The sequence below is a fragment of the Haladaptatus rarus genome (assembly GCF_054177585.1).
The window spans coordinates 69,138-93,089 of record NZ_JBPEHG010000014.1; the positions used below are offsets into that span (position 1 = coordinate 69,138).

21 protein-coding genes are annotated in these 23,952 nt (G+C 55.7%); 14 read left to right on the forward strand and 7 right to left on the reverse strand.

Going from position 1 to position 23,952, the window contains the following annotated elements; genetic code table 11:
* Positions 1–115 precede the first annotated feature (115 nt).
* The 3 genes from ACR3FE_RS22005 to ade all read left to right on the forward strand — a co-directional run bounded on the left by ACR3FE_RS22005 (position 116) and on the right by ade (position 5,060).
* Positions 116–643 carry a (2Fe-2S)-binding protein gene (locus ACR3FE_RS22005; protein WP_458209835.1) on the forward strand — a complete coding sequence of 176 codons (528 nt, stop codon included), beginning with the start codon at positions 116–118 and terminating at the stop codon, positions 641–643.
* Entirely contained in the window at positions 636–3,098 is a 2,463-nt protein-coding gene (locus ACR3FE_RS22010; RefSeq protein ID WP_458209836.1) for a xanthine dehydrogenase family protein molybdopterin-binding subunit, read from the forward strand. The genes ACR3FE_RS22005 and ACR3FE_RS22010 overlap by 8 nt, the downstream gene beginning before the upstream one ends.
* A 270-nt stretch (positions 3,099–3,368) precedes the next feature.
* Complete coding sequence (gene ade / locus ACR3FE_RS22015; protein ID WP_458209837.1) at positions 3,369–5,060, forward strand: adenine deaminase; 1,692 nt, start codon at positions 3,369–3,371, stop codon at positions 5,058–5,060.
* A 147-nt stretch (positions 5,061–5,207) separates the two neighbouring features.
* Here ade and ACR3FE_RS22020 read toward each other — a convergent pair whose 3' ends face one another.
* On the reverse strand, positions 5,208–6,671 hold the full coding sequence (locus ACR3FE_RS22020) for an NCS2 family permease (RefSeq protein WP_458209838.1): 1,464 nt from the start codon (positions 6,669–6,671) through the stop codon (positions 5,208–5,210).
* A gap of 250 nt (positions 6,672–6,921) precedes the next feature.
* Positions 6,922–7,590 carry a 2-phospho-L-lactate guanylyltransferase gene (gene cofC / locus ACR3FE_RS22025; RefSeq protein WP_458209839.1) on the reverse strand — a complete coding sequence of 223 codons (669 nt, stop codon included), beginning with the start codon at positions 7,588–7,590 and terminating at the stop codon, positions 6,922–6,924.
* A gap of 202 nt (positions 7,591–7,792) precedes the next feature.
* On the opposite strand from cofC, the gene ACR3FE_RS22030 reads away from it, so the two are divergent.
* From ACR3FE_RS22030 to yqeB, 6 genes are all read left to right on the forward strand, one after another.
* Entirely contained in the window at positions 7,793–8,353 is a 561-nt protein-coding gene (locus tag ACR3FE_RS22030) for a (2Fe-2S)-binding protein (protein WP_458209906.1), read from the forward strand.
* Positions 8,341–10,800, forward strand: coding sequence for a xanthine dehydrogenase family protein molybdopterin-binding subunit (locus ACR3FE_RS22035; protein WP_458209840.1), 2,460 nt, complete (start codon positions 8,341–8,343; stop codon positions 10,798–10,800). Before ACR3FE_RS22030 ends, ACR3FE_RS22035 begins: the two co-directional genes overlap by 13 nt.
* A 125-nt stretch (positions 10,801–10,925) precedes the next feature.
* Positions 10,926–11,297, forward strand: coding sequence for a DsrE/DsrF/TusD sulfur relay family protein (locus ACR3FE_RS22040; RefSeq protein ID WP_458209841.1), 372 nt, complete (start codon positions 10,926–10,928; stop codon positions 11,295–11,297).
* Positions 11,294–11,647, forward strand: coding sequence for a DsrE family protein (locus ACR3FE_RS22045; protein WP_458209843.1), 354 nt, complete (start codon positions 11,294–11,296; stop codon positions 11,645–11,647). Before ACR3FE_RS22040 ends, ACR3FE_RS22045 begins: the two co-directional genes overlap by 4 nt.
* A gap of 26 nt (positions 11,648–11,673) precedes the next feature.
* On the forward strand, positions 11,674–11,895 hold the full coding sequence (locus ACR3FE_RS22050) for a hypothetical protein (RefSeq protein ID WP_458209844.1): 222 nt from the start codon (positions 11,674–11,676) through the stop codon (positions 11,893–11,895).
* Positions 11,892–13,472 carry a selenium-dependent molybdenum cofactor biosynthesis protein YqeB gene (yqeB, locus tag ACR3FE_RS22055; protein ID WP_458209846.1) on the forward strand — a complete coding sequence of 527 codons (1,581 nt, stop codon included), beginning with the start codon at positions 11,892–11,894 and terminating at the stop codon, positions 13,470–13,472. The genes ACR3FE_RS22050 and yqeB overlap by 4 nt, the downstream gene beginning before the upstream one ends.
* Here the strand turns inward: yqeB and selD are convergent.
* Positions 13,469–14,503: a selenide, water dikinase SelD gene (gene selD / locus ACR3FE_RS22060; RefSeq protein WP_458209848.1), complete on the reverse strand. Its 1,035-nt coding sequence runs from the start codon at positions 14,501–14,503 to the stop codon at positions 13,469–13,471. The two genes, yqeB and selD, sit on opposite strands and share 4 nt — an antisense overlap.
* Complete coding sequence (locus ACR3FE_RS22065; protein WP_458209850.1) at positions 14,496–14,756, reverse strand: sulfurtransferase TusA family protein; 261 nt, start codon at positions 14,754–14,756, stop codon at positions 14,496–14,498. Before ACR3FE_RS22065 ends, selD begins: the two co-directional genes overlap by 8 nt.
* A gap of 94 nt (positions 14,757–14,850) precedes the next feature.
* Here ACR3FE_RS22065 and yqeC point away from each other — a divergent pair, with 94 nt between their 5' ends.
* Positions 14,851–15,612, forward strand: a complete 762-nt coding sequence (yqeC, locus tag ACR3FE_RS22070) for a selenium cofactor biosynthesis protein YqeC (RefSeq protein ID WP_458209852.1) — start codon at positions 14,851–14,853, stop codon at positions 15,610–15,612.
* A 24-nt stretch (positions 15,613–15,636) separates the two neighbouring features.
* Here the strand turns inward: yqeC and ACR3FE_RS22075 are convergent, their stop codons facing one another.
* The 3 genes from ACR3FE_RS22075 to ACR3FE_RS22085 are packed head-to-tail and all read right to left on the reverse strand — an operon-like array spanning position 15,637 to position 19,405.
* The gene (locus ACR3FE_RS22075) at positions 15,637–16,629 is read right to left on the reverse strand and encodes an ABC transporter permease (RefSeq protein WP_458209854.1); all 993 of its coding nucleotides are present in this window, start codon (positions 16,627–16,629) and stop codon (positions 15,637–15,639) included.
* Positions 16,630–16,631: 2 nt separating this feature from the next.
* Entirely contained in the window at positions 16,632–17,732 is a 1,101-nt protein-coding gene (locus tag ACR3FE_RS22080; protein ID WP_458209856.1) for an ABC transporter permease, read from the reverse strand.
* A complete protein-coding gene (locus tag ACR3FE_RS22085; RefSeq protein ID WP_458209857.1) occupies positions 17,729–19,405 on the reverse strand; it encodes an ABC transporter ATP-binding protein in 1,677 nt (558 codons plus the stop codon). Before ACR3FE_RS22085 ends, ACR3FE_RS22080 begins: the two co-directional genes overlap by 4 nt.
* Before the next feature lie 295 nt (positions 19,406–19,700).
* On the opposite strand from ACR3FE_RS22085, the gene ACR3FE_RS22090 reads away from it, so the two are divergent.
* The 4 genes from ACR3FE_RS22090 (at position 19,701) to ACR3FE_RS22105 (ending at position 23,890) form a co-directional block, all read left to right on the forward strand.
* Positions 19,701–20,780 carry a BMP family ABC transporter substrate-binding protein gene (locus ACR3FE_RS22090; protein ID WP_458209858.1) on the forward strand — a complete coding sequence of 360 codons (1,080 nt, stop codon included), beginning with the start codon at positions 19,701–19,703 and terminating at the stop codon, positions 20,778–20,780.
* Between the two features lie 141 nt (positions 20,781–20,921).
* Positions 20,922–21,968 (forward strand): PLP-dependent cysteine synthase family protein, encoded by a 1,047-nt coding sequence (locus tag ACR3FE_RS22095; RefSeq protein ID WP_458209860.1) that lies wholly within the window; start codon positions 20,922–20,924, stop codon positions 21,966–21,968.
* Positions 21,969–22,007: 39 nt separating this feature from the next.
* Positions 22,008–23,246, forward strand: coding sequence for a molybdopterin molybdotransferase MoeA (locus ACR3FE_RS22100; RefSeq protein ID WP_458209862.1), 1,239 nt, complete (start codon positions 22,008–22,010; stop codon positions 23,244–23,246).
* Complete coding sequence (locus ACR3FE_RS22105; protein ID WP_458209863.1) at positions 23,243–23,890, forward strand: nucleotidyltransferase family protein; 648 nt, start codon at positions 23,243–23,245, stop codon at positions 23,888–23,890. Before ACR3FE_RS22100 ends, ACR3FE_RS22105 begins: the two co-directional genes overlap by 4 nt.
* Positions 23,891–23,952: the final 62 nt, after the last annotated feature.

Consider the following 23,952-nt stretch of genomic DNA (forward strand, 5'->3'; position numbering starts at 1 on the left):
GCTTGCAGGACGTCAAACCATGTCAATCACAACCATAGATATATGTGTCGCTGTAACCCATTCCATAATACGACGCGTGTGCACCTAGCACATACGCTTTAACGGAGGAAACACCGTGAAGATTGACCTGACAATTAACGGCGAACGGAAAACAGTCGAAGCCGGGGAGAACGACGACCTGGCGACGGTACTACGACGGGAGGGCTACACCGGCGTGAAATGTGGCTGCGACGGGGGAACCTGTGGCGCCTCCAAAGTACTCGTCGACGGTAAAACAGAAATGGCGTGTGGCTTGGCGGCCGAAGACGCCGACGGTTTTGAGATCGAAACTATCGAAGGGCTCGGTAGTCAGGACGATTTGCACCCGATCCAACAAGCATTCGTCGACCACTTTGCGGTGCAGTGTGGGTTCTGTATACCGGGGATGGTAATCGAGGCCAAATCACTGCTGACTGCCAACCCGGATCCATCGGAGACGGAAGTCCGCGAAGCTATCGACAACAACATCTGCCGGTGTACAGGCTACCAAAAACCGGTCGAGGCGATCCTCGATGCAGCCGGTCGAATGCGTGGTGAACAAGCTGCCGTAACCGATGGCGGTGCGAGGGTCGACTCCCGCAATAGAGGTGATCTCAATGAGTGAGAAAACAAACGATCCCAAGGCAGACGGTGGTGCGGCATCACACCCACCCGGAGAGCAACTCGAAGAACTCGAAGACCTCGAAGAGCATCCACTCGAATGGGACGAACCGGCGAACAATAGAAAGGCTCCCGAGGAACGGGCGAGCATCTCACAGCCGTCTGAAAAAGACGATGACCGAAAGCTCGTGACGGGCGAGGCGAAGTATACGGCAGACTACGAGAAACAGTTCCCAGATCTGGCGCATGCTGCAGTCGTCCGAAGCGAGATTCCACACGGACGTGTGACTGATATCAAGACGAGTTCGGCCGAAGCAATGGACGGCGTTTATGCCGTCCTCACGCCGTGGTCCGATGCGGTGCCAAACGCGAAGTATACCAGTGCCGGACAGTCCTACCCTGAGCCTAGTCCATGGGACATGAATGTGCTCAACGAGCACGTTCGCTATATCGGAGACCCCATTGCAGCTGTCGCCGCAGAGGACGCTGAAACTGCCGAGGCTGCCGCTGAAGCCATCGAGATTGAGTACGAGGAATACGATTACGTCCTTGACCCTGAGGAGGCGTTCAACGAGGACGCGCCGCAGCTTTTCGATGATGACGAGGTCGAAAACGAGATTGTCGGTCACGACTACAATCGTAATCGGATGTCTCACATTGAGGGTGAGATTGGCGATGTTGAGGCTGCGCTCGAACGGGAGGACATCCACGTCCACGAAACTGAGTGGGAGACTATCCGGCAATCCCACGCGCAGGTGGAAAAGCACACTTCGCTTGCGTATACCGATGAGGACAACCGGCACGTTCTCATCACGAGCACACAGGTACCCAATCACACCCGGCGGCAGCTAGCCCACCTATTTGACATTCCGATCAGAGACATTCGAGTCAAGAAACCTCGAGTGGGTGGCGGCTTCGGAGGTAAACAGGCGATGGTTGTTGAGCCAATTCCACTGGCGCTGTCGCTGGCGGCCGAACGCCCCGTTATGTACGAGGCCTCCCGCGAAGAGGAGTTCTATGCGATGCGGTCGCGCCACCCGATGACGGTGCGGGCTCGCTCGGCGGTGACTGATGACGGCCAAATCGAGGCTATCGAGTTGTACGCGCTCTCGAACACCGGGGCGTACGGAAGCCACGGCATGACGGTCGCTGGCAACGTTGGTAGCAAGCCATTGCCACTGTATTCGAAGGTACCGAACGTCCGCTTCGAAGCGGACATCATGCACACGAACACGCCACAGACCGGCGCGATGCGTGGATACGGTGCACCACAGGGAACCCTCGCACTCGAAGGGCATCTCGATGAAGTCGCACGCGACCTTGATCTCGACCCTGTCGAATTTCGACAGCGCCACTACATGGAGGTGGGCGACCTTGACGAAATAGCAGGTATGATGGGCGGCGAAGGTGCAGAACGCCGTATCCGATCGTGCGGTCTCGACGACTGCATTGCGCGCGGCAAGGAGGCGATTGGCTGGGACAACGTCGAGCAACCCGATGCCGACCATCTCCACCGTGGTATTGGTATGGCGCTCTCCGCGCAAGGAACGGGCGTCGCTGGCGACGAACTCGGTGCTGCACAGCTCATGATGAACGAGGACGGCTCGTTCCACCTCCAGGTCGGGGGTGTCGACATCGGAACCGGGGCGGATACTGCCTTCATCCAGATTGGGGCGGAAGTTCTGGGCGTTGACGAAACGGACATCGTTATCAAATCTTCGGACACCGATATCACGCCGTTCGACTACGGCGCGTACGCCTCTTCGACGACCTACATTAGTGGGATGGCAGTGAAGAAGGCTGCCGAAGACGCAAAAGAGCGAATCCTTTACTGGGGGTCGAAGTTGCTCGACGAACCGGTGGCGAACCTCGACACCGGCAACGGCGAGGTCTACAGTGATGAGACCGGCGACAGCGTCTCGCTCAAGGAGATTGGCTACGAGGCCGCCTACGGCGACGAGGAACGAGAGCAAATTCTTGGCAAGGGTACACATTGTACTGAGGAAAGCCCACCGCCGTTCGCGGCTCAATTCGTCGATGTCACCGTCAACGAGGAAACTGGCGAGTTTGAGGTCAACAAAATGGCGGTGGCGGTCGATTGTGGCGTCGCTATCAACCCCGGGATGGCTGAAGGGCAGGTCGAAGGTGCCAATCATATGAGCTACGAGATGGCCGTCAATGATGGAATTACGATAAACGATGAGGGTCGTGTGGAAGTCCGAGACTTCGACGACTACGCGTTCCCGACGGCCGCGGAGTCACCACCTATCGAGTCCATCCTCGTCGAGACACACGAGCCGACCGGGCCGTTCGGTGCGAAGTCCGTTGCCGAAGTGCCCACAAACACGGTTCCACCTGCGCTCAGTAATGCCATCTGTGAAGCTGTCGGTGTCCGTATCTACGATATGCCGATCACGTCCGCGAAAATCAAGCAAGGGCTTGACGGACGCGGCGACTGACGCAGACTATTTCACCGTCCTTGATCCTTCGTTCTTCCTCTCTGTGTCTATCGTCAGTTGCCTCCTGGCTAATCGTGTCGCTCATTTCCCGACAGAATATTGTGGCGAATTTGCTTTAGTGAGTCTACAGTGTATGTTGGACGTCAACCCGTGACAAGCTATTTGTACTCGGTCGTATCACGGTCTGGATATGCTCGCTGCTGTCATGGAAGCAAAGTCAGAAACGAATAGCAGCAGATATCAAACGCAGTTGGTTGAGAGGTTAGTGCGATGAGCGACCGAGTCGATCTGCTGATTCGCGGAACGTTGGTTAACGTCAACACCGGTAATTTGGAAGACCGGCCGGTGGCAGTCAACGATGGGGAGGTGGTCGCACTCGAAGAACGGCCAGCAGAGCGCGAACTCGAAACGGGGTACATCGCACCGGGTCTGATTGATGCGCACATGCACGTTGAATCGTCGATGGTCACCCTTCCGCGATACGGTGCCGCCGTAGTCCCACGCGGTGTGACCAGCGTGATTCATGATCCTCACGAAATTGCGAACGTTCTTGGAACACAGGGTGTTCGTGCCGTCATCAACGACACGGAACACACCCCATTGAAAGCCCGCTTCACTGTCCCGTCATCGGTACCGGCGACCCATCTCCAAGACGGTGGCGCGACCATGGATGTAGATGCCGTGGCGGACTTGCTCGACGCTGACAAGGTAGTCGCACTCGGCGAGGTTATGAACATCCCAGGAGTACTCGCCGGCGATGAGGAGGTTCATTCGAAGATTGTCGCCGCTCGCGAACGTGGACTGACGGTCGATGGGCACGCACCCCGGATTATTGGGCACGACCTCCAAGAGGTCGCCCGCTATCTCGACAACGACCACGAGAGTATTGCTATCGAGGAAGCACGACAGAAGGCTGCCGCCGGCCTCCGAGTCTACCTTCGTGAGGGGTCGGCAAGTAAGAACCTCGAAGACCTCATCGGGATCGTCGACGAGGTTGATACCCGTCGCCTTTCGCTGTGTACTGATGACCGGGACGTAACAGATTTAATCGAGCAAGGCGGGGTCGACTTTGTCGTCAAGAAGGCCATCCAACTAGGCGTTGATCCAATGGAGGCAATTCAGATGGCAACGATCAATACCGCTGAAAGTTATGATCTCCCGTTTGGCCGAATTGAACCCGGTGCATCTGCCGACATAGTGTTGCTCAACAATCTGGAATCGTGGGACGTCGAACACGTCCTCGTCGCTGGTGTACTTGACCCGACTGATGGGGCAGACGAACCACCAGCTTCAGAGGTTGCGACAGACACCGTTCAGTTTGATCCGGTTACTGCTGCTGATCTTGCCACTAAACACGATGGAACCGGAACGGTCGAAGTTCGCGTCGTCGATGCCGAAGGTGGTCTTCAGACAGCACGTATGGCTGCGAGGGTACCGGTCGAGACTGAAAACCCACCCACCGGATTGGACGGAGTTCTCACCGCCAATATGGAAGCAGATATTCTTCCAATGGCCGTCATAGAGCGCTATGGCCACGACGGCAGTATCGGTCGTGGGTTCGTCCATCGGTTAGGCCTCGAACGTGGTGCAATCGGTTCGACCATTGCTCATGACGCTCATAACTGTATTGTGGCGGGGGCAAGCTTCGATGCCATGGCCCAGGTGGCGAACCACCTTTGCGAGATAGAAGGTGGCATCGCAGCATACGATCCTATATCCGACGAAATGACGTCACTCCCGTTGCCAGTTGCAGGGCTCATGTCTGATGAACCACTTCCCGTTGTCAAGGAACAATTTGAAGCGGTCGAAGACGCTGCTCGCAAGATTGGTCTCTCCCATGGGGGAGGTCTGATGGAACTCTCATTTCTCGCCCTTGAGGTCATCCCGGAATATCGTCTCACCAACAACGGCCTCGTCGATGTCGAAGCATTCGACTACGTTGACGTGGTTGTCAGTAACTAAGGTAGCACTTTGCGGTTGCTCCTTTTTACAGAACTCTCGAGTTGAATGCCACGGGGTATGGCTCTGGACGACTCCCGTCCATTACATTCTATGACTGGGTCTGGACTATCCAATGAGCAAATTAGGATAGAGAATGTGGAGAATTGTTCAAGCGACTGTTTGCATCACGCCGCTCGTCCTAACAGCGAAGTAGAGGACGAACGCTGCCGCAAGAATCCATTGACCAACATGAACGTCACGCCATTCTCCCTTGGCAGTCTTGATGGCCGGGTAAGAGATGATTCCTGCGGCGATGCCGTACGCGATAGAGAAGGTTAGCGGCATGATGAGTATGGTCATCCCTGCCGGGATAGCGTGTGAGAGATCATCCCATTTGATTTCCGTCACGTTCTGCAACATCAGCAGTGCCACGACGACCAGTGCGATATGCGATGCATATAACGGAACCGCTGCAGCGAGGGGGACGATTACGAGCGCTCCAAGGAACAACAGCCCGACGACGAGCGCCGTCATCCCCGTTCGGCCGCCTTCTTCGACACCAGTCGCGGACTCAATGTAGGTCGTGACTGTCGAAGTGCCAAGGATACCACCGGCAGTCGTTCCAATGGCATCGGCCATCAGCGGTTTCTCAATCTCGGGAAGGTTTCCGTCATCGTCAAGGAAGCCAGCAACCTGTGAGACACCTGTGAGTGTCCCAGCCGTATCGAAGAAGTCGACGAAGAAGAAGGTGAAGACAACGAGCGCGAACGCAAAGGCATCGAGGTTCTGGAAGCCTTGGATGAACGCACCAACGAGGGGCGTGATGTCGTACTGTGCGCTTGGAATCTCTTGGGTTAACGTTCCGGAGTTGACTAGCCCTGCGGCTTCGATTGCATAGCCCGCTACCGTCGTTGCGATAATCCCAAAGATGATCGATCCCTTAATTCCCCGTGCGTACAGCATTAACGTCAGGAACAACCCGAATACCGAAACCAAAGCGACTGGACTCGACGCGATATTACCCAGTGTCACGAGGGTTTCTGGATCACCAACGACCACTTGCATCTCTTCGAGTCCAATAATAGCGAGGAATAGTCCAATCCCCGTCCCGACCGAGAATTTCACGGGCTCGGGGAATAACTGAATGATGTACTTCCGTGCCCCTGCGGCAGTTAGGCCGATGAACAACACACCTTCGGTAACGACAGCAGCGAGTGCGGTCTGCCACGGGATGCCGAGCGCACCGACGACGGTAAACGCGAAGAAGGCGTTCAGACCGAGGCCGGGCGCCTGTGCGAACGGGCGATTCGCATAAAATGCCATCACGAAGATGGCGATTGCTGCCGATAGAACTGTGACGACAGCTAGCATCTGCTGAACTTCACCCGGTGTATAGCCATCAATGATTATTCCTGGCTTTGAGCCGGGTATTCCCGCCATGATCGCTGGATTCACCACGACGATGTACGACATCGTCAGAAATGTCGTGATACCAGCAATTACCTCAGTTCGTCCATCGGTTCCGTTTTCTGCTAAGCCAAAGTAATTTGCAAACCATGACTCCTGCACCACCTCTCCGTGTTCGGTCTCTTCACTAGCTACGACATCATCTGTGCTGGCTTCCCCTGACATACGATAACATGAATGTGAATATCACACATCCTCTTATAACTAATTTTTTACCGAGTGAGGTTGACAGTATAAACCATAGCACCTCAGCATTTAGGAAATCTGTGAAAATGTGTGTTAGTGTGTGAAATTGCGTCGCACAGCAACCGCAAATCGGCAGCCAAGCCACAACGAGAGCGAAATCTTGTACTAGCTACGAATCCAAACAGACAAAGAGAGAAAGTCAAAGTCGTCGATACAGAGGGTCTTGCTCTCACGGTACGTCGTTGAGACCAGAAGATCCTGGGCGATTCATAGTGTTCTGATCATTAATTCGTTTGGCCGTCATGCGTCCATCACCATTTTCGAGTCGGAATCCCGTACTCCTAAGCCATTCATGTGCTTGTCCGTCTCCATGAAGAAGAATTTCGACCAAATCCTCCGGCTGGTCGATGTCCACGGCGAATCGGAACGAGTCCAATTCGGTCACCGATAAATTGTGGTTCTCAGCGATTTGAAGATGATCGTGATACGACGTTCCGTGATAGTCAACAGCGAATTCCGGATGTCGAGTCACCAGTGCGTTCGTTCCTCCGCCTAACCCCCGCGCGAAAACTACTTCGCCTTCCGCTTTGAATAATCGAGAACAGGCAGCGGGTGTGATGAGCGGGAGATCGGCCATAACCACGGCAATCGGGCCTACTGTTGCATCGAGTGTCGCGTTTACGGCAGAGCTCAATGGACGGTCATCAACGAGAATCGATGCATCTCGTACTCTGATCCGTGTCGGGGTCAGTACGTCCGGAGTGATGCCGGTTTCACGAATTGCCTCGATTACGTCTTTCAACATCGTTCTCGCGAACTCCTGCCGCTCGTCCTCGTTGAGAATCGGAGCAAGTCGCGACTTCGGATTCCGCGGGTCAAACGGTACGAGAACTCTCATGGTAGCGACTAATTGCGCTGTGACTTAACGATGCATGACGCTAACCGAGTCGGTGCCAGTCTCGGCAGGAAATCGGAGAGAGTTAAACTACGACTCACGTGATGACCTCATTTCACGCCGATCTCAGTCGAAACCTCAACAGTTTATTTATACTCGACTGTCCCAGTATAACAGTATAACCAGCCACTGGACGGTGATTCACTTGCAAGTGGAACTAGAAATCAACGGGGAAGAAAGACAGTTTGACGCATCAAGATCCGATAGTCTCCTCGATGTCCTGCGGAAAAACGGATACACGGGTGCCAAGCGAGGCTGTGATACAGGTGCATGTGGATTCTGTACGGTCGTGGTTGACGGCGAACCTGAAAATTCGTGCGTGCTGCCAATCGTGAAGGCTGATGGTGCTGAGGTTCACACCGTCGAGGGACTGGGCAGTCAGGACGACCTTCATCCAGTTCAAGAGGCCTTCGTCGACAACTTCGCGCTCCAATGTGGATTTTGTATTCCCGGGATGATAGTCCGCTCGAAGGTGCTCTTGGACGAGAATCCTGACCCGACGGAACAGGAGGTACGTGAGGCACTATCGGATAATCTCTGCCGGTGTACCGGCTATAAGAAGATCGTTGAGGCGGTTCTCGACGCGAGCAACAGAATGCACAGTAGCGAATCCGTCTCCACTGATGGTGGACTATCCGATATTGCCGAAGATGAGGGGGCCTGTGGCTACGGTCGGGATGATTTTCAGGGGGGATGTGGCGAATGAGTCATCCCACGGAAGACAATCTCGACATTGACGAAACCCTTCCAGAAGACGAGGGTGTCAAGGAACTCGGAGAGACCCTGACCGAACCAACAGACTCCGGTGACGCTTCGAAAAACTCAGCGAAGCGAGAACATATCAGCGACGATACCGAGAAGTATGATGCACGGAAAATCGTCACGGGTGATGCACGCTACACCGCGGACTACCGCGAGCGCTTCCCCGAACTCGCTGAAGGCAAAATACTTCGCAGCGACATTGCGCACGGCTACGTAACGGACATCGACACGAGCGCAGCAGAAAAGATGGACGGTGTCTACGCTATCATCACGCCCTGGGACAATGTCGTTCCGGACAAATTATACTCCAGCTCTGGTCAATCATACCCAGAGCCGAGTCCATGGGATATGCGCATCCTCCGCAAACACGTGCGATTCGTCGGAGATCCCATTGCTGCTGTTGCGGCAAAAGACAAGGACACCGCCGACCGTGCTATCCGTCAAATCAAGGTCGAATACGAGGAACTCGATACCGTGTTCGACCCTGAGGATGCGATGGATCCGGAGGCCCCGCAGCTATTCGAATCCGACGACGTCGACAACAAGCAATCTGGTGCGAATTACGACCGCAATCTCGAATCCCATTTTGCGGGTGAACTCGGCGACGTTGACAGCGTATTCGAGGAGACCGACGCCGACCGGATGCTCGAAACGGAGTGGGAGACACCGTATCAGTCACACTGCGTTCCTGAGCCCCACGCCACGATAGCATATACGGACGAAGACAACCGGTACACGTTCATCACGGCGACGCAAGTACCATTCCACACACGGCGGCAGCTCTCGCACTTATTCGACATCCCGATTCGAGATATTCGAGTGAAGAAACCGCGAATTGGCGCTGGGTTCGGCTCAAAGCAGGAGATGGTTATTGAACCGATTACCTTCGCCCTCCATTTGAAGGCGGAGATGCCGGTCAAGGTAGAGTTGACTCGCCGTGAGGAGTTCTACGCGATTCGATTCCGTCACCCGATGCGGATGCGAATGAAAACAGCCGTCTCCGAGGACGGTGAACTCGAAGCAATGGATTTCTACACGCTGTCAAACTCCGGTGCGTACGGCACTCACGGAATGACCGTCGCATACAACGTCGGGACGAAGCCGCTCCCACTGTATCCACGTGTTCCAAATGTCCGTTTCGAGGGTGACGTTGCCCACACGAACCTTCCGATGGGTGCGGCAATGCGTGGCTACGGTGCGCCCCAGGGTCACTTTGCCGTTGAGTCGCACATGGACGAGGTCGCCCGACGTCTCGACATCGATCCTATTGAATTCCGTATGCGAAACGCCATCCGTGAAGGTGATGTTGACAGGAACTCGGCCATCCTCAAGGAAGGTGACCGGTTCGCCAGACGGATTCGGTCGTGCGGCCTCCACGAATGCATCGATAGCGGAAAGAAGTCCATTGGGTATGATGCCATCGAGCAGCCGGACGAGAATCATCTCCACCGTGGTGTCGGGATGGCCATCATCGCACAAGGGAGCGGCGTCGCTGGGAAGGAACTGGGTGCTGCCCAGCTCACGATGAATGAAGATGGTTCGTTCCACCTCCAGGTTGGTGGCGTCGATACGGGTACCGGTACAGACACAATGTTCAGTCAGGTTACCGCGGAAGTCACCGGCTGTAAGCCAGAAGACGTCGTCGTCACATCCTCCGATACAGATCTAACCCCGTTCGATTATGGCGCGTACGCCTCTTCGACGACCTATATTAGCGGTCAGGCTGTCAAAAAGGCCGCCGAAGAGGCGAGAGAACGGCTTCTTTACTGGGGGTCGAAGTTGCTCGACGAACCGGTGGCGAACCTCGAAACCGGCAACGGCGAGGTCTACAGTGATGAGACCGGCGACAGCGTCTCGCTCGAGGAGATTGGCTACGAGGCCGCCTACGGCGACGAGGAACGAGAACAGATAATGGGCAAAGGTCATCATTCGACGGATGAGAGTCCACCACCGTTCGGCGCTCAGTTCGTCGACGTCACCGTCGACGAGAAAACCGGAGAGTTTGAGATCAACAAGATGGTCTTCGCTGCGGATTGTGGTGTCGCCATCAACCCGCCGCAGGTCGAAGGACAGATCGAAGGTGGCGAACACATGAGTCTTGAATTCGCCACCAGCGGTGGTCTCGAATTCGACGAGGAGGGTCAACCGCAGACGCTCGGGTTCCGGCAGTACGGCATGCCCCGAACCACCGATCATCCACCGATGGAAACGATTCTGGTCGAGACGCACGAGCCAACTGGCCCATTCGGCGCAAAATCTATCGCGGAACTCCCGACGAATGGTGTTCCCCCGGCGCTCAGTAACGCCATCCGCGATGCGGTCGGTGTCCGGGTCTCCACGCTCCCAATCACGGCCGAGAAAATCAAGCAAGCGTTGGAACGACGCGACTGACCATCCATCTATTCTACCTGTGTTTTTACTATACAGATTAGCCACCATGAGTTGGGAGTTTTGCCTATTCGTGGCGGCGATCTCGGGGCAAATGCTAATAAAGAGTAATACGCTACATTTCAGATATGGCCCATCTCGGATTTCTTGTGACAGGCGGTCCGTTCGACAGCGAACGGTGGCGAACCGCTTATGAACTAGGACGGGCGGCACTTGACGCTGGTCACGAAGTAACATACTTCCACTACCTCGACGGTGCGTTCGTTCCGGTCGCCGACCAAGAGTTACCGGACTGTTCAGACGCTGGACTGTACGACGAGATGCCGACGCAAAAGTTCCAGACCCTTATCGCCGACGGCGCCGAAGTCATCTGTTGTGGACTTTGCGTAAACGCACGCGGCATCGACGCTGAGACAGATTATCCCGAGGGTGTCGAACTCGGATTACTGCCAGACCTTGCTGATATTCTTGGGGAGGCTGACCGGGTGATCTCATTATGAAGTGTACTGTCGCCGTCTTACTCACACGCGGCCCATATGGGCGTGTACACGTGCCCGAGGGACTGCGTGCTGCGCGTGGTGTCGCAGCGGGATTTGACCGGCACGATGTGACCGTCATCTTCACCGACGACGCCGTCTACGCCGCCCGTGCGGCTGTTGACCGAGAAGCGTTGAACATGCCCGATCACATTACCGACCTCCATGCAGAAAACGGGGAGATGGTCGTGGACGCCGACGCGATGAGCGAGAGAAGTATCGACGCAGACGAAATTGCGGATGACGTAGCGGTGCGCTCTGGCGAAGCGGTCGCCGAACTTATCCGCGACGCTGATCACACACTGGATTTCTAACCATGCTTTATCTCGTTGATAAACCAATGGCCGAGATCGCGTTTAGAACCGCCGCAGGTGACGACGACGCCCGCATCGTCCTTATTCAGGACGGCGTCCTCTTACAGCCAGAACTTGATGTCCCTACCTACGCTGTCGAGAAAGATGTTGAAATTCGTGGTGTCGACCTTCCGCCGGACATCGAGTGTATCCCGTACGATAAGGTAATAGAACTCGTACTCGAACAGGAGACAAAGAACTTCGTATGACTGTCTTCGAAGAAATTTCCGAACTCGTCGATCGAGGCGAACCGGCAGCAATGCTAACCGTGGTCGGGAAGAACGGCAGTGCCCCACGGAACGTCGGTACGCGGATGCTCGTCACCGAGGACGACGAACTCGGCACCATCGGCGGTGGCACGGTAGAAGGACTCGCCATCGAAGCCGCACGAGACGTGTTGCGGGGGGACGAATCTCCAGGTGTCAGGACGTATGAACTCAAACCTGGTGGAAACACTGGAATGGTATGTGGTGGCTCGATGGACGTATTTATCGACCGCATCCGCGGACGAGCGCGCCTTTACGTCGCCGGTGGTGGCCATATCGGTGTCGACCTGGCGGCGCTCGCAGAGCGACTGGGCTACGACGTTACTGTCGTTGATGACCGCGAGGGGTACACCGACCCAGAGCAGTTCCCCGACAGTACAGACGTGATTCACGGCGAGTATGGTGACGTGCTCCGAGATCTCCCGATGACATCCGAGACTGCGGTCGCTGTCGCAACGCGAAGCGGGACGTTCGACCAGCAGGCCGTCGCCGCTGCCATCGACGGGGGCGCCGGTTATATTGGTCTCGTCGCCAGTGAGACCAAGACCGAACACGTCATCGAATCGCTCGTCGAGGATGGGTACAGTCGTCGCGATCTTGCACGAGTACGTGCCCCAATCGGGCTCAAACTCGGTGGTGGTGGCCCAGAGGACATCGCGCTGTCTATCCTTGCGGAGATGAACAAGGATCGCTACGACGCGTCCGGACGACCAGCATCACGATTGAACCTTGACGACCTCGTGGTTGTCAGGGGCGGTGGCGACCTCGGAAGCGGCGTCGTTTATCGCCTTCATCAGGCGGGGTACCCCGTTATCGTTACTGAAGTAGCTGAACCGACTGTTGTCAGGCGTGCTGTCGCCTTCGCCGATGCGATGTACGAGGACGAAGTTTCTATCGAGGGCGTCATTGGTCGTCGTGCCGCGTCCGTCGACGAGGCGCTCGAAATCCTTACTGAAGACGACATACCGGTCCTTGAGGATCGAGAAGCCACGGTGGCGAACGAACTCAACCCTGCCGTTCTCGTCGATGCGATCATGGCGAAGGGGCGGTTCGACACCGGAACTCGCCGCGAAGATGCCGACGTCGTTATCGGACTTGGGCCAGGATTCGAGGCCGGTGAAGACGTCCATGCCGTCGTTGAGACAGATCGCGGCCACGAACTCGGGCGGGTTTTCTACGAGGGAACGACGAGCCCATACGATGGTGAACCCGGCAGGCGCCGAGGGCACACCCACGAACGCGTGCTTCGTGCTCCGACGGACGGTCACTGGGAGACGAAGGCTGCCATCGGAAACATTGTTTCTGCTGGTGATATCGTTGGGCACATAGACGACGAACCTGTGAAAGCGGAAATCGACGGGCTCGTTCGAGGACTCGTTCATGAAAACATCGAGGTCTCCGAGGGAGCGAAGCTTGGCGACGTGGATCCACGAGGTGAGGCGGTCGACCATACGAAGATCTCCGATAAGGCACTCTGTCTCGGTGGCGGCGTCCTTGAGGCAGTACTGCGCCTCCGCTAGCGCGTGATCTCTTCGACCGTCGGTTCCACGAGTTGCACGCCCATACCGTCGGTAACGTGGCCGACCTGTCGGTAGAATACGCCAGCATCCGAAAGTGCAGTCTCTAGCTCCGCAGTCCGGTGGGACGGAACTGATAGGAGGAGACCGCCGCTTGTTTCAGCGCTTTCACCATCTTCGAGGCCGTATCCGAATAGTTGTGACAGTTCGAGCGTCCCTTCGATGATGGGAAGCGAGGTTATCTCGACGCCGACATCAGCGTTCTTTGCGAGGACTCGAGCCTGTCCTACCAGGCCGAACCCGGTAACGTCCGTCGCCGCCGTGGCGAGTTCTCTGGCAGTCGTGGCCGCCTCGCGGTTCGGTGTCGTCATCCACGATAGCGCTTCGTCCCCTATTTGATCGATTGACCGCTCGACTGAGTCTCTGACCGTCGCGCCGAACTCACCGTCTTTGACGCGAAGCGCTCCCATCGCAGGTTGGGTTCCAAGTGGCTTAGTTAAGTAGAGTTGGTCACCCGGTGTCGCGTTGAGCGTACTGAGGAGGTCACTCGGTTTCGCGGTCGCCGTAACTGCGCCGCCCGCGAACGGCCAGGGGTTCAAGATGGTATGGCCACCGGCGACCGTCCCGTCCATCTCTTCGAACGCGTCGAGTATCCCCGCGAGCACGGCTGGCGCGTGTTCTGTCACCTCTCGTGGAAGGCCGAGGACGACGAGACAACTTAGGTTGTCGATAGCTCCAGTAGCAAATGCGTCGCTCGCCGCGTTGCAGGCCGCGACGCGTCCGAAATGGTACGGATCGTCGATAATCGGCGTGAAGAAATCGACCGTAGAGACCAGTGCAAGGGTGTCGTGTAACCGTTGTGCAGCGGCGTCCTCTCCAACGCCGAGAAGCAAGTCGTCCTGGCGTTCATCAAGGCCAACTTCAGCCAACAGCGATTCGAGATCGTTCTGACCCACTTTGCAGGAACACCCATGTAATTCGGCAAACTCGGTGAGAGCAGGAGAGTCATCACGGTTAGAATCGGTATCACTCATTGCGATTCCGCTCCGAAATAGTTGCTTCCTCAGTCATCGTAATACGGAGTTCAAACGCCTCAGTCGCGTCTTCATCACCACTCCCGGTCACCTCGAACCCATGTTTGGTACACGTCCGTCGCAGGTTCTGCTCTGCCGGCGGATAATCTCCTCGAACAAACAGCTCATCGCCGGGTTCCATCTCCGAGAGTTCTCGTCGGACGATGAGTGCTGGACGCGGGCAAACTTCACCCGTAACGTCAACGTGTTTCATGTTCGTCCATTCCCCATGCGAATCAATAACATTGTCGTCTCTTCTCGTCGGTCTCCGGGTCAAGACTATTGTCCGTGGAATGCGACCGTGAAGCATGAACCTCGTCGAAGCATTCGGGTTGAATGACCGGGAACTCGTGTCGTTTGTCGGCGCGGGCGGCAAGAAGACGGCGATGCGCTATCTTGCCATGGAGATGGCGAGCCGAAATCTCACGGTGGGGTATACCACGACGACTCATATGCCACCGCCGGACGAGTTCCCGCTCCTGATGGCTTCCACTGACGAACTGCCAATGGCTCTCGTCGATCACGAGACTCCAGTGGCATTCGCCAGCGATCGAGTCGAAAATCCGAAACGAGCTGACAAGAAGGTACGTGGATACGACCAACCTATTCTCAATTCGTTATATAGACGCGGCACGCTCGACGTGATTCTCGTCAAGGCCGATGGCGCGCGTCGTCGCGAATTCAAGGCTCCCGGATCGAACGAACCCGTCATTCCGGAACTGAGTTCATCCGTCATCGTGGTCGCTTCGGTTCGCGCAGTCGGAGCACCGCTGGAAGCGCCGACAGTTCACCGTCCGGAACGGGTATCTGCGATCACTGGACTCGACATTGCATCTCCCCTCACGTCCAAAGCAGTGGGTACGGTACTCGCGGACGAAGCAGGTGGACTCAAGGGAGTGGGCGCTGAGGCAACCGCGATACTGCTGGTCAACAAGGCCGATACGCCTGCCCAGCGGGAAACAGCACGCGATGTTGTATCGACGGTTTTTGAGCAAACTGATCGATTTGACCGCGCCATTGTCTCGTCCTTCGAGAAAGAAACGCTCGAAATCGCCGAAAATGAGCGATAGGCGGTCGCCGTCGACCACCGTCGGTTAATCAGTTTCCCGGCTATACGGCTCCAGTAACGCAGCTGGGACACCAAGCTGCTTGTTCTCAAGCCGGACGACAGTGAAGACTAACACTAAGATGGTCGCAATGTACGGGTAGGTAGCCATGATAGTCGGGTGCATAAGGAACTCTAAAACAGGATTGACGAGATCTGCCAGCGGCGTTCCCGCATTGAGTTGGAGCGAGATTGCCTGTGACCGCAACTGGAGCGCATCTAATAGACCAAATAGGTACGCACCGACGAGGGCGCGTTCTGGCCGCCACTGTGCAAAGATAACCAGTGCGACAGCGATCCACCCCCGTCCGGCGACCATTCCTGGAACCCAAAGCTGAGAGTACGCCAGTGAGAGATGTGCGCCCGCCGCACCCGCGAATGCACCACCAAGTAGGACGCACAGATACCGCATCTTGAACACGCCTACGCCCATGGTGTCGGCTGTCTCAGGATCTTCCCCGACGGAGATGATCTCCAATCCGAGATTCGTCCGGAAGAGGAAGTACCAGACAACGGGCACCAGTGCAAGCGCGATAAAGTCTGGTGCCGTGCTGCGGAACAATGCCTCCCCGATGATTGGGATTTCTACCAGATACTTGCCCACGATCGGGAGCGTCATCTGTGGAAAGCCGGTAATCGATTTACTGACCCACTGCTGGCCGAAGAAGGTCGTCAGCCCAATACCGAGCAACGTTAGCATTATCCCGCTAATGACTTGGTTTGACTTGAGCGATATCGTCAGGAACGCGTGAATCGATGACATGGCCGCACCCAGCAGGATGGCAGCGAAGAATCCCAGCCAGTAACTTCCTGTGATGACCGTGACGATGAATCCGCTAAGAGCGCCGACCAACATGATGCCCTCGACGCCGAGGTTGAGTACACCACCGCGTTCGCTGATTATCTCACCAAGGCTCGCGAAGATAAGCACCGTGGCCGCCTGAACGGTCGCGCCGAGCAGGCCTGCGAGGAATCCCACCATTTTTAGACCTCCTCCACCCGGCTGGTAGGTTGTTTAGACGCTTCACGCTCGACACGGACGTCGACTCTGTAGCTCTTGATGAACTCGGCGGTGATAAGAAACAGGATGATGAGTGCTTGGATGACGTCAACCAGCGCGCCTGGAACACCGAGGCTCACCTCCATGCTCGACCCGCCGACAAACAACAAGGCAAAGAACACCGCCGCGAGCATGACGCGGAACGCACCGTTCCGTCCGAGCAGGGCGATTGGAATCGCCGTGAACCCGTATCCAGGTGAGAAGTTCGGCCGTAGACGGGTTTGCACGCCCGCGATTTCGTTGAATCCGGCAAACCCGGCAAGAGCGCCACCGAGCAAGAAGACCAACAGGTACACCTTGTAGGTACTCATCCCGGCTTGTTCAGCGGCCTCAGGGTTCGAACCGACGAATGTCACCTCGAAGCCAAATCTCGTTTTGGTGATGATTACGTAGGCGCCCACGATAGCGAGTACGGCAAGGAGCAATCCCGCGTGGATTCCCGTTCCAAATATCGTCGGTAACTGTGCAGCCAAGGGTAAGAGAGCACTCACTGGGAAATTGCCTGCCCCACCCTGCATCGGTCCGCGAACCATGTAGTTGGCAAGTTCGATGGCGACGAACGACAACAGAAGTGTGGTGATAATCTCGTTGACGTCCCACTTCGCCTTGAGCCACCCAGGGATGCCAGCCCAAACTCCACCGGCGATCGCAGCACCAATGAGCGCTAATGGCAGTAGCGCCATCGCTGGTAAACCGATATTTAGTCCGATCCACGTTCCGACGATACCTCCAACGTAGAGTTGGCCTTCTGCCCCGATGTTCCAGAGGCCTGCCCGAAGCGGGAGGTATACTGCAAGTCCAGTGAGGATGAGCGGCACCGACTTGATGAGTGTCTGGGTAATCCCGAATTCGTTAGTCGCAGTCTCAATGAACATCAACGAATAGGCAGCGACAGGATTCACGCCAAGTACGACCAATGCGATGGCGCTTGTTGCGAGCGCGGCGATTACAGTAAGTACTGGTGTTCCATACGCAAGCCACGGAGGAATCGTCTCCCTCGCGGAGAGTTCAACTTCGACGTTCATGGTCGCTCACCTCCGTCGGTCATCGCTGAACCCTCTGAGCCCGATTCGGAATCCGATGTGAGATCCACGGTTCCGGCTCCACCAGTCATTTCGAGACCGACGCGTTCGCGGTCGGCTTCTTCAGGTGTGGTTTCGTGGACGATTTTACCCTCATAGATGACGAGGATACGGTCACTGAGGTCGAAAATCTCATCGAGATCTTCGGAGATGAGAACGATACCGGTGTCGCGTTTGCGCTGGTCGAGAATCGCCGAACGGAGAAACTCGATTGCGCCGACGTCGACTCCACGTGTGGGTTGATTTGCAACGAGAACACGAGGATCTCGGTGAATCTCGCGTGCGAGAATAAGTTTCTGGAGATTGCCGCCCGAGAGGTCGCCGGCAGGAACCTCGGTCACATCGTGAACACCGCGAACGTCGAAGTCCTCGACAAGGGTTTCGGCGTATATTCGCAACTCATCGTAGTCAAGAAATGAGCCATCTCCGAACCGATCGTCGCGGAAGTCCTTCATCGTCGCGTTGTACATTACCGCCAAATCTTCCGCGCAGCCGTATTTCAGTCGATCCTCGGGGACGAACGAGACACCGTTCTCGATGAATTGTCGGGGATGTTCTCCGGTTAGGTCAGCGTCACCAAGCGTTATCGTCCCTTTTCTGAGGTCGCGTAGTCCGACGAGCGCTTCGGCCAACTCTTTTTGTCCGTTTCCGCTAACGCCTGCAATCCCAACGATTTCACCTTGGTGGACGGTCAAATCGATGCCAGATAGCGCTTCAATACCGCGATCATCGTCCGCATAAAGATCGTCAGCCCGAAGTGCCTGATCGCCAATTTCCACGGCTTTTTTATCGACCTGGAAGAGGACATCGCGGCCCACCATCAACCGGGCGAGATCTGAACGGCTTACTGACTCCGTTTCGACTGTCCTGACGGTCTCCCCTTCTCGGAGAACCGTCACCCGATCAGTGACTGCCTCGACTTCCTTGAGTTTGTGCGTGATAAAGATGATTGAGAGACCCTGATCGGTTAACCGGTCTAAGGTATCGAAGAGGCGTTCGGCTTCGTTCGGCGTTAGTACCGCAGTTGGTTCGTCGAGGATGAGAAGGTCGACGTCTCGATAGAGCGCTTTCAATATCTCGACACGCTGTTGCTGTCCTACGTCCAATTCCCAGACGTGCGAAGTGACATCAATGTCGAACCCATACTCATCGGCTAGAGTTGCAATACGCTGCTCCGGTACATCGAGACCGAGAGAGAACCGACGAGCCAATCCTCGAATCGTACTATTTTCCCTGAGTGCCTCCGGGAGCCAATTGGCAGAGTCGTTGTCTTCCCGAAACGCTGAGGCGGGTTCGCGCTCACCTAAGACAACGTTCTCGGCGACTGTCAGCCGTGGGATTAGCATGAAGTGTTGATGCACCATGCCAATGCCGTTGGTGATAGCATCCTGCGGGGAATCCAAATCGAGTCGCTGACCGTTGATCCAGATTTCTCCCCCGTCAGCGGAGTACAGACCGTAGAGGATTTTCATCAGTGTGCTTTTTCCAGCGCCGTTCTCCCCAAGCAATCCGTGAATCTCCCCTCGCTTGACGGAGAAGTTCACATGGTCGTTTGCGATCACTCCGGGGAATCTCTTTACGATGCTCTCCATCCGGAGAAATGAATCCTCAGCCATGTTTGTAAATCACACGCATATCTGCATTTCCCAGTAGTATAACGTTTGTTCTCAATCATCTATCTATCGTCTTCGACTATATACCACCTGTTCACATTCGTTACACCCAAATTCTACAAACGTTATCTAGATGGTTATGATAGACAAATTGTATATATAACTATTAGTAATGAATACTCTTATTATATAGGTTGTGTCACGTTAGCACGGGCCGTAACTTGACAACCATCGGTCTTTCACGACCGCCGTTGGATCACGACGAGCCGCACAACCAGCAACTAAACCAACCAGAACTATGGCAGACACGAACCCTACACGACGAGACGTAATAAAGGCGTTCGGCACGATTAGCACAATCGGGCTCGCCGGCTGTACAACGAGCAATAACAGCAACAAACAGAATAAACGGGAATCGGTAAAGGCCGCATGGATTTACATCTCTGAGGTCGGCGATCTCGGGTGGTCGTGGGCACACGATCAAGGACGAAAGAAAGTAGCGAATGAATTTGATTGGCTGGAAACGGAATACTCGGAAGCCGTCAACCCGGCGAACGCCAGTCGAATTATCCAACAATACACTCAACAGGACTTCGATATCATCTTCGGAACCACCTTCGAGTATATGGATCCGATGTTGCAAATCGCCAAACAGAATCCAAAGGTCTTGTACGAACACTGTTCCGGATACAAGACGGCGAAGAACATGGGTCGTTATTTCGGCCGCATGTACCAAGCACGGTATCTCGCCGGAGTCGCTGCTGGCCTCGTAACCGAGGCGAACTCGCTCGGGTACGTCGGCGCATTCCCAATTCCCGAGGTTGTGCGCGGTATCAACGCCTTCGCTCTCGGGGCGCGGGCAGTCAACGACCAGGTGACGACGAAGGTTCGCTGGACGAACACGTGGTTCGATCCGCCCAAGGAGAAGGAGGCCGCGCAGACGCTCATAGACGCGGGCGTGGACGTCATGGCTCAACATCAGGACTCACCGGCGGCCGTGAAGGCGGCGAATAATGCGAACATCTGGGCAACGGGGTACGACGCACCGATGGGCAAATTCGGCGGGGATAATTATCTCACGTCACCCATCTGGAACTGGGAGGTGTTCTACAAACCGACGCTCGAAGCTGTGCACAACCGTTCCTGGAAGTCAGACAGTTACTGGAAAGGACTCAACTCCGGCATCATCGATCTCGATGAGTGGGGGCCATCTGTCCCGAAAGAAGTCAAGAACAAGGTATCGGAGGAGCGGTCTGCCATCGAAGATGGTAATCTCGATGTCTGGGCGGAGAGCAAGTTCTCGGGTAAAAACGGGTCGTTCCTCTTCCAAAAGATGGGTAGCTATGTCGAGGGAGTTGAAGGGAAGGTTCCGCAATAACGACACTACTCCTTCCGAACGATATCTTCGAATCGGGCTGCGTGACTGAATGCTTCGAGCGGATTCACTGTCCGCCGCGCATTATGTCAGATGTCGCTAATTTCGGCGGATATTTCTACCTTGAAGTAGAGGTAAGGACATATGAACTCATCAGATAATAGCACAGATTCCGCTGCGACCGATATTCTCGCGAACATCGGCGAGACGCCGCTGGTGAAACTCCCGAACGCAAGCGACGACGCTGATGCTACCATTTACGCCAAACTGGAATTCGTCAACCCGTCGGGCAGCATCAAAGACCGTATTTATCACGAAATGATCACCGCTGCTGAGGATCGCGGTGATCTCGACCAGGACATGGAGATCGTCGAATGCTCGACGGGTAATGCCGGCATCGCGTGTACCCTCGTCGGCACACAGCTTGGCTACGACGTGACGATCGTCATGCCGGAAGGAATGAGCGAGGAACGAAAGAAGGTCATCCGAGCCTATGGCGGCCGACTCATCGAGACGCCCGGTGGTGAGAGCGACGTTGATCTCGCAGTGAATCGCGTTGAGGAGATGCTCGACGAATCACCTGGCAAGTACTGGTTCCCGAACCAGTTCAGCAATCCCGACAACCCAGCCGCTCACGAACAGACCACTGGCACGGAAATCGTAGCGCAACTCGGCGGCGCCCCGGATGCATTCGTTGCGGGGCAAGGGACGGGTGGAACCGTCACTGGCGTCGGTCGGCGACTCCGCGAAGCTGATCCGGATACGGCTATCTATGCCCTCGAACCGAAGGAAGCGCCACTATTATCCTGTCGCCAATGGGGGACACACGAAATCGAGGGTATCGGCGACGGGTTCGTACCAAAGAACCTCGATGCAGAACTCCTCGATGGTGTCGTCACTGTCGAGAGCAATGCCGCTATCGAGCGCGCCCGTTCGCTCGCCGAGGAAGAAGGTATCTTTTGCGGGATTTCCAGTGGTGCCAACGTCGAAGGGGCTATCCGGATGGCTCGTGAACGCCCCGAATTCAACAACATCGTGACCATCATCACTGACACTGGCCACCGCTACTTCACGACGAAGCTGTTCGAGCCAGACCACGAGATTGACATCCCTGACCGGGATCATCCACTCGACGAACATTCTCGTGAAGTCCTTGAACGCTACCAGGATCAGTGGATCATTATCGATTAGTGACATAAAGGATATAGACGAACACCGATACCTCCATGTATGACACATGATAACAGTAGTCCTTCCCATGAGCATAGTGATGTGATCAGTCGATCCGAAGCCGTCGAGGTGATGCTCTCGCTCCGGTCGCAGGCACTGAGGACGCAGTCGACCGAGCGTGTCCCAATAACTGAAGCATTCGAGGGACATGTGCTGGCTGATTCAATCGTTGCTGAATCTGACATGCCCGCGCATAGCCACTCTACGATGGATGGATTCGCGTTTGACGCAACCCAACCGTACCCGTTCGAAGTCATCGAGGGAGAGGTGTTTCCTGAGGACGACCCGCCCTCCTTGGAAGCGAACGAAACCGTGCGCGTTGCTACCGGTGCGCCGATTCCTGAGGAAGCCAACGCAGTGTTGAAAATCGAAGAAGCGACCGTTAGCGACAAGACCCTTCGCGGTTCAGACATCAATCCCGGTACGTATGTCTATGAACGAGGTAGCAACGTCGCAGCAGGGGAAACCCTCTTTGAGGCCAATAAACGTCTCTCTGCAAAGGATGCTATTCTGCTCAGAGATCTCGGGTACGATTCCGTCTCCGTCGCAAAGCGGTTCGATGTTGGGCTGCTGGCAACTGGAACCGAAATATATGAGGGACGAACCGCTGACCTGGATTCATCGATGCTGGGATCGTTGGTTCGGTCGTGGAATCACGCGGTAGCGTACGAGGGCGCCGTACCTGACGAGTACGACCGCGTTGAGGACGCTATTGCAACAATTGCGGCAGAACGCGACATCGTTATTACTACAGGTGGGACGAGCGTTGGCAAGAAGGATCACGTCATTCGTGCACTCCGGTCGTTGGGTGATGTCCGGTTTTACAGAGTTCGTGTCCGTCCCGGAAAACCGATTGCAGCTGCGACGATTCCAGACTACGATGCTGTCGTGTTCGCCGTCCCTGGCAAACCGGTCGGCGCACATATCATTGCGACGCTTGTCTTGCGGCCGTTCTTTACCGGCGTGACGTCTCTCCCGCAAGTGACAGCCACTGCCAGCGTCGGAGTCGACGTGCCCACTGAAGGGTTCGAGTACGCCATTCCGGTTACACTCAATGACGGCGTGGCAGAACCGCTCGGACACGAGAGTTCCCCGTTTTCGGTGTACGATGGCACATTCGATCCGAGCGTTCTCTCCTCAAGTACTCGGGCGACCCGTGCGGATGGATTCGTCTTGACAGAGTCAGGATTCGAGACAGAGGAATCAGTACGTATCGTCCCGTACACTGCGACCGAATGACGGGCGACAACGTTTCAGACGGGGAAGGCAGTCGTTCACACACATTCGACGATGAGAGACAGGTTATCGGCGGCGTCCTTCTCGCCGCCGGCAAAGGCGAGCGTTTCGAAGGCGGTAACAAACTTCTCACGCCCGTCGACGATGAACCCCTCGTCCGTCACTCAGTGCAGTCACTCATGTGCGCTAGTCTCGATGAAATCTGTGTGGTTGTCGGATACGATGCCGACGCAGTCCGCGATTCGCTCGTTGATTTCGATGTCTCGTTCCGGTATAATGCAGAGTACGCCGAGGGACAAAGTACGTCAGTTCGTGACGGGGTTGCGTTCGCTCAAGAACGAGATTGGGACGCGATCGTCTTCGCACTCGGAGATATGCCGTTCGTGGATTCCGAAACGATAGATGCTCTCTTGGATGCGTATCGGAGCGGGACGGGTACCATCGTTGCCGCGTCCTATGATGGAAAACGCGGTAATCCCGTTCTCTTCGGCGACAAACACTTCGATGCGCTTGCGACCGTGGCAGGTGACCGAGGAGGGCGGCGACTTATCGTAGAACACGAAGACTCCGTGCTAGTCGAAACCGATGATGCTGGCGTTACACGAGACATCGATTACGTGGATGACCTCAAGCGGTTCACCAAGTGAGTGTGTCCCAGTGTGAATCAGAGCCACTGTTTGTGGCAAACTGGTTGTGAGTCCACACAAAC

What these genes read in the sequence shown, in the direction of transcription:
- ACR3FE_RS22080 (WP_458209856.1), bottom strand. Translation starts at nt 17,732, where the DNA reads ATGAACGTCGAAGTTGAACTCTCCGCGAGGGAGACGATTCCTCCGTGG.
- ACR3FE_RS22050 (WP_458209844.1), top strand. Translation starts at nt 11,674, where the DNA reads ATGGCCGAGATCGCGTTTAGAACCGCCGCAGGTGACGACGACGCCCGC.
- ACR3FE_RS22095 (WP_458209860.1), top strand. Translation starts at nt 20,922, where the DNA reads ATGAACTCATCAGATAATAGCACAGATTCCGCTGCGACCGATATTCTC.
- yqeB (WP_458209846.1), top strand. Translation starts at nt 11,892, where the DNA reads ATGACTGTCTTCGAAGAAATTTCCGAACTCGTCGATCGAGGCGAACCG.
- ACR3FE_RS22035 (WP_458209840.1), top strand. Translation starts at nt 8,341, where the DNA reads ATGTGGCGAATGAGTCATCCCACGGAAGACAATCTCGACATTGACGAA.
- ACR3FE_RS22100 (WP_458209862.1), top strand. Translation starts at nt 22,008, where the DNA reads ATGACACATGATAACAGTAGTCCTTCCCATGAGCATAGTGATGTGATC.
- ACR3FE_RS22065 (WP_458209850.1), bottom strand. Translation starts at nt 14,756, where the DNA reads ATGAAACACGTTGACGTTACGGGTGAAGTTTGCCCGCGTCCAGCACTC.
- ade (WP_458209837.1), top strand. Translation starts at nt 3,369, where the DNA reads ATGAGCGACCGAGTCGATCTGCTGATTCGCGGAACGTTGGTTAACGTC.
- ACR3FE_RS22090 (WP_458209858.1), top strand. Translation starts at nt 19,701, where the DNA reads ATGGCAGACACGAACCCTACACGACGAGACGTAATAAAGGCGTTCGGC.
- yqeC (WP_458209852.1), top strand. Translation starts at nt 14,851, where the DNA reads ATGAACCTCGTCGAAGCATTCGGGTTGAATGACCGGGAACTCGTGTCG.
- ACR3FE_RS22045 (WP_458209843.1), top strand. Translation starts at nt 11,294, where the DNA reads ATGAAGTGTACTGTCGCCGTCTTACTCACACGCGGCCCATATGGGCGT.
- ACR3FE_RS22040 (WP_458209841.1), top strand. Translation starts at nt 10,926, where the DNA reads ATGGCCCATCTCGGATTTCTTGTGACAGGCGGTCCGTTCGACAGCGAA.
- ACR3FE_RS22085 (WP_458209857.1), bottom strand. Translation starts at nt 19,405, where the DNA reads ATGGCTGAGGATTCATTTCTCCGGATGGAGAGCATCGTAAAGAGATTC.
- ACR3FE_RS22010 (WP_458209836.1), top strand. Translation starts at nt 636, where the DNA reads ATGAGTGAGAAAACAAACGATCCCAAGGCAGACGGTGGTGCGGCATCA.
- selD (WP_458209848.1), bottom strand. Translation starts at nt 14,503, where the DNA reads ATGAGTGATACCGATTCTAACCGTGATGACTCTCCTGCTCTCACCGAG.
- cofC (WP_458209839.1), bottom strand. Translation starts at nt 7,590, where the DNA reads ATGAGAGTTCTCGTACCGTTTGACCCGCGGAATCCGAAGTCGCGACTT.
- ACR3FE_RS22075 (WP_458209854.1), bottom strand. Translation starts at nt 16,629, where the DNA reads ATGGTGGGATTCCTCGCAGGCCTGCTCGGCGCGACCGTTCAGGCGGCC.
- ACR3FE_RS22020 (WP_458209838.1), bottom strand. Translation starts at nt 6,671, where the DNA reads ATGTCAGGGGAAGCCAGCACAGATGATGTCGTAGCTAGTGAAGAGACC.
- ACR3FE_RS22105 (WP_458209863.1), top strand. Translation starts at nt 23,243, where the DNA reads ATGACGGGCGACAACGTTTCAGACGGGGAAGGCAGTCGTTCACACACA.